General features: G+C 36.5%; 14 protein-coding genes. 12 read left to right on the top strand and 2 right to left on the bottom strand.

What is annotated here, in order from left to right:
* The first annotated feature begins 12 nt into the window (after positions 1-12).
* The 9 genes from GI584_RS14735 to pseI are packed head-to-tail and all read left to right on the top strand — an operon-like array spanning position 13 to position 9,049.
* Positions 13-1,497, top strand: coding sequence for a glycosyltransferase family protein (locus GI584_RS14735; RefSeq protein WP_153791685.1), 1,485 nt, complete (start codon positions 13-15; stop codon positions 1,495-1,497).
* Positions 1,498-1,501: 4 nt separating this feature from the next.
* Positions 1,502-2,902 (top strand): hypothetical protein, encoded by a 1,401-nt coding sequence (locus tag GI584_RS14730; RefSeq protein ID WP_153791684.1) that lies wholly within the window; start codon positions 1,502-1,504, stop codon positions 2,900-2,902.
* Positions 2,899-3,486 (top strand): class I SAM-dependent methyltransferase, encoded by a 588-nt coding sequence (locus GI584_RS14725; RefSeq protein ID WP_153791683.1) that lies wholly within the window; start codon positions 2,899-2,901, stop codon positions 3,484-3,486. Before GI584_RS14730 ends, GI584_RS14725 begins: the two co-directional genes overlap by 4 nt.
* Positions 3,487-3,539: 53 nt before the next feature.
* Complete coding sequence (locus GI584_RS14720; protein WP_153791682.1) at positions 3,540-4,484, top strand: dTDP-glucose 4,6-dehydratase; 945 nt, start codon at positions 3,540-3,542, stop codon at positions 4,482-4,484.
* A 15-nt stretch (positions 4,485-4,499) separates the two neighbouring features.
* On the top strand, positions 4,500-5,702 hold the full coding sequence (gene pseC, locus GI584_RS14715) for a UDP-4-amino-4,6-dideoxy-N-acetyl-beta-L-altrosamine transaminase (protein WP_153791681.1): 1,203 nt from the start codon (positions 4,500-4,502) through the stop codon (positions 5,700-5,702).
* Positions 5,699-6,427, top strand: coding sequence for a cytidylyltransferase domain-containing protein (locus GI584_RS14710; protein WP_100360001.1), 729 nt, complete (start codon positions 5,699-5,701; stop codon positions 6,425-6,427). Before pseC ends, GI584_RS14710 begins: the two co-directional genes overlap by 4 nt.
* 6 nt (positions 6,428-6,433) lie before the next feature.
* On the top strand, positions 6,434-7,501 hold the full coding sequence (gene pseG, locus GI584_RS14705) for a UDP-2,4-diacetamido-2,4,6-trideoxy-beta-L-altropyranose hydrolase (protein WP_153791680.1): 1,068 nt from the start codon (positions 6,434-6,436) through the stop codon (positions 7,499-7,501).
* Complete coding sequence (pseH, locus tag GI584_RS14700; RefSeq protein WP_153791679.1) at positions 7,491-8,003, top strand: UDP-4-amino-4,6-dideoxy-N-acetyl-beta-L-altrosamine N-acetyltransferase; 513 nt, start codon at positions 7,491-7,493, stop codon at positions 8,001-8,003. The genes pseG and pseH overlap by 11 nt, the downstream gene beginning before the upstream one ends.
* Positions 8,000-9,049 carry a pseudaminic acid synthase gene (pseI, locus tag GI584_RS14695; protein WP_153791678.1) on the top strand — a complete coding sequence of 350 codons (1,050 nt, stop codon included), beginning with the start codon at positions 8,000-8,002 and terminating at the stop codon, positions 9,047-9,049. Before pseH ends, pseI begins: the two co-directional genes overlap by 4 nt.
* 125 nt (positions 9,050-9,174) lie before the next feature.
* On the opposite strand, the gene GI584_RS14690 is transcribed toward pseI, so the two are convergent.
* On the bottom strand, positions 9,175-9,945 hold the full coding sequence (locus tag GI584_RS14690; RefSeq protein WP_100360005.1) for an alpha/beta fold hydrolase: 771 nt from the start codon (positions 9,943-9,945) through the stop codon (positions 9,175-9,177).
* A gap of 39 nt (positions 9,946-9,984) precedes the next feature.
* Between GI584_RS14690 and GI584_RS14685 the strand changes: the two genes are divergently transcribed.
* The 3 genes from GI584_RS14685 to racE all read left to right on the top strand — a co-directional run bounded on the left by GI584_RS14685 (position 9,985) and on the right by racE (position 12,116).
* Entirely contained in the window at positions 9,985-10,530 is a 546-nt protein-coding gene (locus GI584_RS14685; protein ID WP_100360006.1) for a hypothetical protein, read from the top strand.
* Between the two features lie 292 nt (positions 10,531-10,822).
* A complete protein-coding gene (locus tag GI584_RS14680) occupies positions 10,823-11,278 on the top strand; it encodes a MarR family winged helix-turn-helix transcriptional regulator (protein WP_228552246.1) in 456 nt (151 codons plus the stop codon).
* 13 nt (positions 11,279-11,291) lie between these two features.
* A complete protein-coding gene (gene racE, locus GI584_RS14675) occupies positions 11,292-12,116 on the top strand; it encodes a glutamate racemase (RefSeq protein ID WP_325063402.1) in 825 nt (274 codons plus the stop codon).
* Positions 12,117-12,377: 261 nt separating this feature from the next.
* Here racE and GI584_RS14670 read toward each other — a convergent pair whose 3' ends face one another.
* On the bottom strand, positions 12,378-12,563 hold the full coding sequence (locus GI584_RS14670) for a hypothetical protein (protein WP_194842002.1): 186 nt from the start codon (positions 12,561-12,563) through the stop codon (positions 12,378-12,380).
* Positions 12,564-12,583: the final 20 nt, after the last annotated feature.

The following is a 12,583-nucleotide window of genomic DNA, read 5'->3' as shown; positions in this document are numbered from 1 at the left end:
AAGGAGGAAATCATGGACAAATTCCTAAAGAATTATTGGTCAATGTATCTCGATTTTCTTCATGATTTTGAATCGTTAACTTATCGAAAGTATGAAATTGTCCATTTTTGCCATTTGCCGGCTTATGTGTTGCCTAAGCAACATTTAATGAACGATTTGCAAAAGGGCTTCTATACACCATATGCAAAACATGAAGTTATTTCTTCGAAAGAAATACAAGATAAATTTAGTGCATTTATTGAAAAACACAAATCAAACCAACCTAGACCTGGAGGAAAAATTGCAATACATGTCGACAAGTTACTTCGTTTTCCTAATTTAAACATGCAACAGAAATTTTCACCTGCTAATACCATTATCATAACAAATGGATCCGTTCAAAATAATTATAGAAGACGTGTAAAAAAGAAAAATCGTGTAAGACCTCTTAATCAAACAGTGGTAACTACAAAACAGAAAAATAAGCCAAAGCAAATTCAACGCATTCCGTTATATTATTTCGGTGATATGCAAGTAAAAGTAGAGGAACAAATAAAACAAGTACAGAGACACGCTAGACAGTTATTAGCAAAATATAAAGACCATCCATTGTATAGTCGACCTTCTTTTCAAAAGTGGTTACTGCAAAATATCTCATCTGTCATTACCTATATGGAAAAGACAGAAAAATGGTTTAAACAAATAAATATATCATGTATCATCGTATCAACTACGCATAGCTTCATTAGTCGAATTCTGGCGGTTTTAGGTTCAAGTAAAGGCATAACATCGATTTGTATGCAGCATGGTATTATTTCAAGTGAGCTAGGATATATTCCCAAAATCGCAACTGTCGATGCACTCTATGGTCAATTTGAGAAAGACTGGTATCAAAAGCTTGGAGTAGAGGGGAATTCTCTCGAGATCATTGGTCATCCACGATTCGATCAAGCTTACAGTCCAACTAGAATAAATCGTACGCTTTTTTATCAACGCTTAGGTTTAAACAAAAATCAAAAAACAATTATGATAGCTGTTCGAGGAAACGAAGATAATACTCAATGGCGAAAATTCATTCATACACTCAACAGTAAGCTATCATTTAATATCATAATAAAAAACTATCCTAACAAGCAACCACACCAGCTCACGAAAGAGTTCCCCAACGTATTCGCTTCGCAAGGTTATGGAATATACGACATATTCCCACACGTGGATACTGTGATTGCTTATTCCTCTACAGTAGGTTTAGAGGCAATGCTAAGCAATAAAATGGTTTTTATTTTGAATAAAGATTTTCCTGGTACAACTGGTTATTATCAAAGATTAGGAGAACTCATGCAATATGATCCTCAACAATTAGCTGAAAAATTAATCGTTTATTTCACGCAACCACATTTTCGACAATATGCAGAGAAATTAAGAACACAATTTCTTAGCTATGCCTACCCAAACACTCAGAAATCGATTGTTCGTCTTAACCTGTTAATTGATCAATTAGTAGCAAAGGGAGGATGAACAGATGAATATTTATAGGGAAAATTATTGGTCGCTATTTCTTGATTTTGTTGAGGATTTTAAAGAAGTTGTCTACCGAGGATATCGCTTATCTTATCTCGTTCATTTTCCCAGCCTTATTCGTAATCACACCGATATTTGGGATCAAATGTCAAAACAATCCTTGAAACAGATATCGCATCATCATGTAACTGATCGAAAACAAGTGCAAGATGTTTTTACGCATTATCTAGCAGCATGGAACACAGTGCAGAAAGGAAAAAATGGGAAGATTGCTTTCTTAGAAGATTCTTTACTTCGTATACCAACTGAAACTTTCGAGAAATATTTTGAGAAAAACAAAACCATTTTTATAAAAACCTATAAGTATCCACATGATCAAGCTCAACAAAATATTTATTATTTACAAGATTATTTATCACGTAATACGGATGAACCTAAAGCAAAAATTAAAAAGCAAATACAAACTCTTCTGGCACAATTCCCTGTTGATCATCTTTATCAGAATCATATATTTCAACATATGCTTTATAAAAAAATCAATTTTGTAATCGATCAGATAGAGATGATGGAACACTTGTTAAGAAAAACTACCATCTCATCAGTGATCATGTCAAGTCCTAATCATTTTGGCAGGGTGATGGCTTTTGTAGCGAAAAAGCATGGAATCCCTACGATCTGTATGCAACACGGCATTATTGGCAATGAGTTTGGTTATCTACCGAAAGTTGCTACAGTAGACGCAGTCTATGGTCAATTTGAAAAAGACTGGTACTTGCAAAGTGGTGTCTCGGAAGATGGTGTGAAAATAATTGGCCATCCGAGATTTGATCAAAGTATCCAAAAACCAGCATTCACAAAAGCGCAATTTATAAAGTATTTAAAATTAGATAAACGAAAAAGAACGTTATTGTTAATTGTTCGGGGAAAACGGAATATGAATAAGTGGAAGATATTATTGGAGCATTTAGAAAAAACATTAAATCTCAATATCATTTTGAGGGATTTTCCAAATGATGAACGGCATCCACTACTTCTTCAATATTCGAAAATAAAATCTACCAAAAACCTTACACTTTACGATATTCTTCCACATGTTGATGCCGTTGTTTCCTATACATCTACGGTTGCATTAGAAGCAATGCTTGTAGGTAAGCCGGTCTTTATTTTGCATACGAAGCTTCCGAGTTATACGGAATATTACAACAAGTTAGAAATGTTAGTCCATCATGATCCATTGAAATTAGCTGACGTTATCCAATTGTATTTCAAACATGCTAAATGGCGAAAACCAGCACAAAAGATTCAAGATCAATTTCTTGCTTACGCCTACCCTGATCAAAGTTCTTCTGGTCAACGTCTGCGAAATTTAGTGGATGAATTAACGAAAGGAGTTATAAAGTGAAAAAATCATTAAAAGAGATTCATGAATATTGGAAAAATAATAGTTATCCAGAAAAGTATCGTGTAGCAACAGAGCGGAGTATCTTTTTATTAAGTTATATAGAGAAATATATACAAACAAACCAACGTATATTAGAAATTGGATGTAATGTGGGGAGGAACCTGCACCATTTATTTGAAAATAACTATAAAGAGTTAACAGGAATTGAAATCAGTCAGGAAGCTGTCGAACAATTGCATAAAAACTACCCAGATCTAGCAGAACATACGGATATCATTCATGCTTCTGCAGAGTCTGTATTAAAGCATATGGAACAAGATCACTATGACCTAGTGTTTACGATGGCGGTGTTGGAACATATTCATCCAGATAGTGAGTGGTTGTTTGATCATATTGCAAGGATAACAAAATCTTACTTGATAACATTTGAAGCAGAGAACTATGAACATTGGCGTATTTTTCCACGTGATTATAGGGGAATATTTGAGGATTTAGGTTTTGAACAAGTGGAAGAAGCAACTGGTGAATCGGCGCGACTTCCCAACTATACACTAAGAATTTTTAAAAAGACAAATCTAAAATAAATTGAAAAAGCCTGAGGGAAATAAAATTACTGACAATAGAAAGGGTGGTATTGTTGAACATTCTCGTAACAGGGGGAGCAGGCTTTATCGGGCGCTGGGTTGTAGCAAAATTATTAGAGGATAATCATCATGTGTGGGTGTTAGATGATTTGTCAAATGGCAGAAAAGAAAATTTAAAAGAGTTTGAACAGCATCCACTTTTTCAAGGATTACTAGAAGGCGATATCAAAGATGAACAGCTTTTGAATGATTTGTTTAAAGAGCAATTTGATATCTGTTACCACTTAGGTGCTAGTATCAATGTTCAAGACAGTATAGATTATCCAGAAACCACTTTTAATAATGATGTAACAGGCACGTTTCATGTGTTAGAAGCATGCCGGAAACATTGGGTGAAAATGGTGTTTATGAGTACTTGTATGGTATATGAAAAAGCAAATGATGATCATGGTATTGATGAAACAAATCCAGTAAAACCAGCTTCACCTTACGCTGGTTCCAAATTAGCGGCTGAGAATATGGTGTTATCTTATTATCATGCTTATAGTCTGCCTGTCACCGTGATTCGACCGTTTAATACGTATGGTCCTTATCAAAAAACAGGCGGTGAAGGTGGGGTTGTGGCGATTTTTATCAAAAATAAATTAACCGGAAAGTCTTTAGCGATTTATGGCGATGGAACACAAACGCGTGATTTATTGTACGTCGAAGATTGTGCCCGATTTGTAGTGGAATCCGGGTATGCTGATGAAACGAATGGCGAGATTATCAATGCAGGACTAGGCAGAGATATCAGTATAAATGAGCTGGCAATATTAATCGCTAAGGATCAAAATCGTATTCAATACGTCACACATATCCATCCGCAAAGCGAAATTCCTAAATTATTATGTAACTATGATAAAGCGAAAGATTTATTGGGCTGGAAGCCAAAGTTTAGCTTGGAAGAAGGGATTCAGAAGACAGAAGAATGGATCCAATCTACTAATCTTATTTAAAAGGAAGGATGATTTATGTCTGAACAAACATTAGCAATACATGGTGGAAAACCAGTAAGAGAAAGTTATTTACCATATGGGACACAATGGTTAGATAGCTCTGATACTCAGGAAGTTATTAACGTGTTGAAAGGCGACTATCTTACAACTGGTCCAACGATTGAGCAATTTGAACAAAAGATTGCAGACTATGTTGGTGCCCAATACGCAGTTGCCTTTTCCAGTGGGACGGCTGCACTTCATGGAGCATGTTTTGCAGTAGGGATTCAAAAAAATGATCAAGTGATCACGACACCACTTACCTTTGCTGCTACTTCTAATACGATTCTTTATCAGGGTGGAGATGTCCTATTTGCTGATATCGACTCAAACACCTACAATATTTCACCTAAGGCAATTGAGGCACTTATTACAGATAAAACAAAAGCGATCATAACCGTGGATTTTACCGGGCAACCAGTGGAGTACGAACGAATACAAGAGATCGCAGCTAAATATGCTATTCCTTTCATTTCAGATTCTGCTCATGCGTTAGGTGCAAGTTATCATCAACAAAAGGTAGGACCACTGGCAGATATGACAATGTTTAGCTTTCATCCGGTAAAGCATATTACGACGGGAGAAGGTGGGATTATTACAACCGATGATCCGGTCTATGCTCAAAAATTACGAGACTTCAGAAGTCATGGCATAACTCGGGATCTGAAGCGATTAGCTGTTTCAGACCAACCTTGGTACTATGAAATGCAATCACTCGGGTTTAATTACCGGATGACAGATTTGCAAGCGGCTCTCGGATTAAGTCAGATAAAAAAAATCGAAAAATTTTTAGCGAAAAGAAGAGCCATTGCAGATAAATATAATGAAGCATTTCGTGAGCTTGATCTGATAAGTTTACCATACCAATTACCAGATACGAACTCCAGCTGGCATTTATATGTAATACGACTACAATTAAATAAATTGAAAGCGAACAGAACAGAAATATTTCAAGCATTACAAAAGGAAAATATCGGAGTAAATGTTCACTATATACCTGTATACTATCACCCCTATTATCAGCAGTTAGGGTACCAAAAAGGTCTGTGTCCACATGCAGAAACGTTGTATCAAGCAATTATAACCTTACCTCTTTTTCCAAAAATGAGAGAAACGGATGTAGAGGATGTTATAACGGCAGTGAAGAAAGTCCTCTACTATTATGAGGTGCCATCATGAAAATTGTAGCGATTCTTCAAGCTAGAATGGGATCCTCGAGATTACCTGGAAAAGTATTACGAACAGTACTTGGCAAGCCGTTAATAAAGTACCAGATAGACCGAATTAAACAATCTTCTTATTTAGATGAAATAGTTGTTGCCACAACAAACAAAAGAAGAGATGATTCAATTGTTGATTTTTGCGAGAGTGAAAGGATTCGTTATGTCCGAGGATCGGAAGAAGATGTGTTAAGCCGTTATCTTAAAGCAGCTAACGAGACACAAGCCGATGTTATTGTTCGCTTAACAGCTGATTGTCCATTGATAGATGCACAAACAATCGATCATGTTATCAAAGCTTTTGAAACAAATAAGAACGCTGATTATGTTACAAATGTTCTGGAAAGAAGTTATCCAAGAGGTTATGATATCGAGGTGTTTGGTAGGGAGACATTAGATGAAATTAACAATATAGCAAATCGTATTAGTGATCGTGAACATGTTACTACCTATATCAGAGACCATCCTGAGCAATTTCATATAGTCAATGTCCTTCATCATACAAATTATAGTAACTACCGTTTAACTGTAGACACATTAGAAGATTTTCAATTAATCGAAAAAATCATCAGATCAATGGAACCGAAACATCGATATTTTACCTTGGAGGACGTAATCACATTATTAGAACAACAAGTAGATTGGGTAAAGATCAATGCAAACATTGAACAAAAAGGCTGGTGATTCCCTTTGCGAGTTGGTATTCGTGCAGATGCGTCGCAGCATATTGGTACTGGTCATATAATGCGTTGTTTAGTGTTAGCGGAGCAGTTACGAATGTATGGTGTGGAGGTTATCTTTTTTTGCCATCATTTCCCAGGAAATTTAATTACTAGTATCAATGGAAAAGGGTTTCCTGTCAGAGTTTTCAATCATTCTGACTCAATAGACGATTTGAAGCAAAATTGGGAAAAGGATGCAGAAGAAACAGTGATACTCATTCGACAATATTCTCGATTTGATTATTTCGTTGTAGATCATTATGGATTAGATTATCGCTGGGAGTCTGTCGTGAAACCTTTTGTTGACCGATTGATGGTCATCGATGATCTGGCAAACCGTGCACACTATTGTGACAGTTTGCTGGATCAAAATTTGCTTCCAAACATGGAGAAACGATATCAACAATTGGTTCAACTTGATACTGATCTGTTATTGGGTCCAAAATATCTTTTATTAAGAGAGGAATTTGTGACAGCGAAGATTAAACTGAAAAGGAGATCCAGTATTGATAGGATGCTTGTTTCTTTTGGCGGGAGTGATCCAACCAATGAAACGTTAAAAGCCTTACTGGCAATCAGTCAGATTCCCGATCAAAATTGGCAAATTGATATAGTTACAGGTACATCCAACACGCAAATTCAAGATCTAAGACAATTTGCCAAGCTACATGAAAAAGTGCAGCTATATGAACAAACAAATCGTATGGCTGAATTGATGTCTGAAGCGGATATCGCAATTGGAGCGGGAGGCACAACAACGTGGGAAAGGTGCTATATGCAATTACCTGCAATCACCCTTGAAGTCGCGGATAATCAATCGGAAATATTAGATCATCTGCATGCCAAAGGGTTCTTGTACCACTTGGGAAAAAATATGGATGTAAAGACAGTAGATATAAGAGAAGCACTATGGCAATTAATCTATACACCTCAATTGTTCCAACGAATGGCAGATCAGTTATCAGTCTTCAGGGAAAATGTTGATCACCGTTCCGTTACACGCTTTATATTGAAGGAGGGAGCTGATGACAGATAGTTTTTTGAGAAAGATGAAAGAGACTGATCTAGAACAAGTATTAGCATGGCGAAATAGTGAACCTATTAAACGATATATGTATACCGATAAAGATATCACCTGGCAGGAACATGTAAATTGGTATGAGAAGGTATCCACTGATTCTGATCATGATGTGTTCATTTATATCCAACATGGGAAACCAATCGGACTTGTGCAATTTTTTGATAAGCAAAAGCAGCATCAGCGTTGTTTCTGGGGTTTTTACATTGGGGAATTACATGTACCTAAAGGTTCAGGAACAAACATGGCTACTTTGGCAATCAATCACATTTTTGATCAGAGAGTGCGAAAAATATGTGCGGAAGTAATTGAAACCAACCGTACTAGCTTACATTTTCACCAAAAGCTTGGATTTAAAGTCGAAGGTACGTTACGTCAACATATTATGAAAGAGGATCAATATTATAATGTGTGGGCACTGGGTTTGCTTAAGGAAGACTGGAAAGGAGGGAGCCGATGAAGGAAGTGACGATAGACAATCGGAAAATTGGTACGATACACGAACCATTTGTCATTGCAGAGATGTCAGGGAATCATAATCAATCCTTGGATCGTGCATTACAAATAGTAGAAGCTGCTGCGAAGGCAGGGGCAGATGCACTCAAAATTCAAACATATACGGCAGACACGATGACATTAGAAGTCGAAAAAGGAGACTTTGTCATTTCGGATCAAAATAGTCCATGGGTAAACCAATCGTTATATCATTTATACCAGGAAGCTTATACACCATGGGAATGGCACCAATCGATTTTTGACCGTAGTAAAGAATTGGGGATGATCGCATTCAGTTCTCCTTTTGATGAGTCAGCGGTTGATTTTTTAGAGACATTAGATGTACCTTGCTATAAAATTGCTTCCTTTGAGTGTACCGATATTCCATTGATTCGCAAAGTAGCCAGCACAAAAAAGCCTATGATTATTTCTACCGGAATGTGTACGGCATCAGAGATTGAAGAAACGGTCACGGCAGCGAAAGAAGAAGGTTGTAAGGAGATCATTTTATTAAAATGCACGAGTACGTACCCAGCTTCCCCTGAAAATAGTCATATCAAAACCATTCCACATATGCACGATTTATTTCAATGTCCAATAGGCTTATCAGATCACACGTTAGGAAGCGGTGTTGCTGTTGCGAGTGTGGCTTTAGGCGCATCCGTAATCGAAAAACATTTTACTCTTTCTCGACAAGATGGGGGAGTTGATTCACAGTTTTCATTGGAGCCAGATGAATTCCGCTTACTAGTGCAAGAGACGAAAAAAGCTTGGCAGGCAATGGGGCAAGTCCATTACGGTCCTACAAAAGCAGAAGATCAGTCCAAGAAATATCGGCGCTCTATTTATCTCACGAAAAATGTTAAAAAAGGGGAAACATTAACCCGTAATAATATCCGTGTTATTCGTCCTGGATTTGGTTTAGCGCCCAAATATTATGAGATGTGTCTAGGTAGAACAGTTAATCAGAGCATCGAAAAAGGAACCCCATTATCATGGGATTTTATCTAGAAACTTTTTACAGGGCTGTCTAAATGAGTTTGCTTTTTAGCGAGGGCAGCCTTGTTAAATAATTTATCGTTTCTGGTTCTAATCACATACAATTTTTGGTATGATTTGTTTGTATGAATGAATGCTTATTTTAATTGTTTTCGCTTCGCCCATTCATAAATAATGGCATTACATTCATGAAAATATTTAGTAGGTACTTGATGTTTAGAACGATGGACATAGGCAACTTCCACATCTTTTAATTTGTTGCGAAAGATGTTTTGATACGGATGTACATAATGATCGTTTGCACCGTAGATAATTAATAGCGGTACATCAATATTACGTAGTTGCTGCTCGTTTTCATAATTCAAGCCTAATTGATATTGCTGTGCCAACATGTCCGCATTCGTTTTCTTGATTTCTATTTCCATTTCGTTTGCTGCTTTTTTATCAGAAAAATGATTGAAAGCAAGTGCTTTTGCTAGCAATGGAATCCATTGTTTTCTAGCAACCATTATCCCTATTTTGTATTCGGTACGAAGCATAAGGCTTTTGGGGGAATGGTAACCTCCTAACATAATAAGTGCTAATGTATGTTCTGGATAAGATATAGCAAATTGTTGAGCGATTAAGCCTCCATTAGAATAGCCGCAAACAATTGCTTTTGAGATTTCATTTTCATCTAGTACTTTTTTTACGTCATCTACAAAATGAGAAAAAGTTAATTTTGTATCAGAATGAGCACTACGGCAATCCCCTCTGTTGTCAAATGTAATAACTGTGAAGTTATCTTGAAGTAATGTTTGATAACGGAATGTTAAATGTCCCATTGCTGGTGGGGCGATGAATATGATTGCTGTTCCATTGCCGACTTTTTGATAATAAATTGCAGGACGATTCTTTGTATAAGGCATTAAACCATCTCCGGATAAAAAGTATAGGAGGTCATAATAATGAGTACTTTTCTAATAGTTGGAGTTTTTGCAATTATTCTTTTTTTATTCTTTCGAAAGCCAATTGTCAAAAAAATAGAGACTTTTGTTAAGTTACAACTAGACGTAGAAAAACATAAGTGGTTAAACAATTATTGGATTACTGGTGGGATATTATTCGGGGTAAATGCGCTTTTTTTTACGTCTACTATATTGATATTAATTGGTTTAAGCTATTTAATGCTTCCGTATGTACATTTGTTAGTTATGGTTGTTGCAGTAATAATCAGTATATTTGTATGGATTGTATTTGCACATTCTTGGCGAGGAAGTAAGCTAAACAAATGGAAAATGGCTCTAATAGGAAGCAGTTTTTACGTCATAATGATTATTTTCTTCAGTTATTGGTATGCCACACTAGAACCAACTTATCCTGGTGAAGACTTATTTATGGCAGGTTTAGGATTAATGATGGCTATTTTTGTTTCACTTGTAGCCTTCTTAACGAGTTTATTCGTCGTTGGTACAGGTAATAATCGTTCCAATCAACAATTATCAACAATGTGATACCGTGATATAAAATATACAAAAAGGCAGTTCGGAGCGATGGAATTGATCGTTGCAATTTGCCAAATAAGTTCTTTTGAAAGTAAAAATCAACAAAAAAAAGCCAGATACTAACCTGTAACTGTTGCAGCATTCTGTGCATATTATTCTTTAAGATTAACAATGACGAAAGCGTTTAGCCTTTGCTAGACGCTTTCATTTTGTCAACCCTAAAAGATTCTGTATAACATTTAATCGAGAAAAAATGTTATAGTAAACTTATGTATTTTTATGTATGAAGGGGCGTTTTGATTTGGGTAAAGAAGCAGAGCAAATTGTAGATATCGAAAGAGAATTAAGATTTTTATCAGGGATCGTCAAACAAAAAGGTCGAGAAATATTAAATAATTATCCTATTACAACCCCACAATTCATTGCCTTACAATTTTTATTAGAGCATGGAGATTTAACATTAGGTGAATTATCCAAAAAAATTAACCTCGCTTTTAGTACGACAACGGATTTAGTTGATCGTATGGAAAAGAATGATATAGTGGAACGAGTGAAAGATACCAAGGACCGACGAGTGGTTCGTATCCACCTATTAGAAAAAGGAAGAAAAATTATCCAAGAAGTAATTGAAAAACGACAGAAATATTTAGGTGAGGTTTTAACGAATGTTAAAGAAGAGGATATGGAACAGTTGTCAAGGCTATTACATCTCCTTCATCGAGAAATGAGACAACAAACAGAAAATGCAAAATTGTAAAGAGGCGATGATAGTGAAGCAACCAATTGGAGTTATTGACTCAGGAGTTGGCGGACTTACAGTAGCGAGTGAATTAATTCGTCAATTACCGAAAGAATCGATCATATACTTGGGCGATACAAAAAGATGTCCATATGGTCCGCGGCCAAAAGAAGAAGTAATACAGTACACTTGGGAAATGGTCCACTTTTTGTTAGAAAGAGATATTAAAATGTTAGTGATTGCTTGTAACACAGCTACTGCATTTACGTTGGATCAGCTAAGAGAGGAACTTACGATTCCGGTAGTTGGGGTGATTCAACCAGGTGCACGTGCTGCTATTACGAGTTCTCGCACAGCTGAAATAGGTGTGGTCGGAACCGAAGGAACGATTAGCAGTAAAGCATATGTGGACACATTAAGACAAATAAATACGGATATTGAAGTACATGATTTAGCATGCCCCCGATTTGTCCCTTTAGTGGAAAAAGGAATTGTGCACGGAGAAGAAGCATACCAGGTGGTAAGTGAAACATTACAACCTTTAAAACAATTTTTTAATATGGATACGCTCATATTAGGTTGTACCCATTACCCAATGATTAAAGCGTTGATTCAAGAAGAGGTAGGTTCAACCGTGACCGTGATATCGTCTGGAGAAGAAACCGCAAGAGAAGTCAGCACCATTCTAGAATATCAAAATAAGCTTTATCAAGGTGATCAGGTACCACAACATCATTTTTATACCACAGGAAATGTTGGAGTATTTCATGAAATTGCATCACGTTGGTTAAATCAGAAAATTGACGCAGTAGATAAAATTGAATTAAATACGGTAAGAAGCCTAGGAAAAACATAAGAGAAAATCTTATGTTTTTTTTAATAAGGTAGGAAAGTATATAACCGTTGGTATCACAGCATTTTGGTATCCTATTCACGTTTAAAGTGTGTAATAAATAAAGATATCGTAGACAAGTCATGTTGTTTATTATGAAAGTTATTGTGTGCAAGCCACCCGCTTCGGCTGACCGTTTCGCTTTCCAAGGGGCATGCTCTTCAGCTAACTCTTGCAGGAGGAGTACGCTCCTGCAAAAGTGGATCTTCAGATCATGCTAATCCCTTAGGAGTCGAAACGGTCGGCCTTCGCTATACCTTTTACTACAACGAATATCAGAAAAAGCATATTGGTTTTATAACCACTATTAGTGATTTCCAATGCCATTTCTTGCACTCTCACAGGGATAATAACCCAAGTGGCCAGGTCTGACATATGTTGTAGCGCATGCATAAAGCGAAGGCCGCTCACTTCAACTCCTGTGGGAATCG

Source organism: Gracilibacillus salitolerans, from assembly GCF_009650095.1.
In the GTDB taxonomy this organism is placed as follows: Bacteria; Bacillota; Bacilli; order Bacillales; family Amphibacillaceae; genus Gracilibacillus; species Gracilibacillus salitolerans.
Note: the sequence above shows the minus strand (reverse complement) of the source record. Positions and strands in the feature narration are given on the sequence as shown.

Bases quoted from the DNA above. Each gene is read 5' to 3' on its own strand.
- pseH (WP_153791679.1), top strand. From the start codon at position 7,491: ATGACAGATAGTTTTTTGAGAAAGATGAAAGAGACTGATCTAGAACAA.
- GI584_RS14730 (WP_153791684.1), top strand. From the start codon at position 1,502: ATGAATATTTATAGGGAAAATTATTGGTCGCTATTTCTTGATTTTGTT.
- pseI (WP_153791678.1), top strand. From the start codon at position 8,000: ATGAAGGAAGTGACGATAGACAATCGGAAAATTGGTACGATACACGAA.
- GI584_RS14735 (WP_153791685.1), top strand. From the start codon at position 13: ATGGACAAATTCCTAAAGAATTATTGGTCAATGTATCTCGATTTTCTT.
- pseC (WP_153791681.1), top strand. From the start codon at position 4,500: ATGTCTGAACAAACATTAGCAATACATGGTGGAAAACCAGTAAGAGAA.
- GI584_RS14685 (WP_100360006.1), top strand. From the start codon at position 9,985: ATGAGTACTTTTCTAATAGTTGGAGTTTTTGCAATTATTCTTTTTTTA.
- GI584_RS14690 (WP_100360005.1), bottom strand. From the start codon at position 9,945: ATGCCTTATACAAAGAATCGTCCTGCAATTTATTATCAAAAAGTCGGC.
- GI584_RS14710 (WP_100360001.1), top strand. From the start codon at position 5,699: ATGAAAATTGTAGCGATTCTTCAAGCTAGAATGGGATCCTCGAGATTA.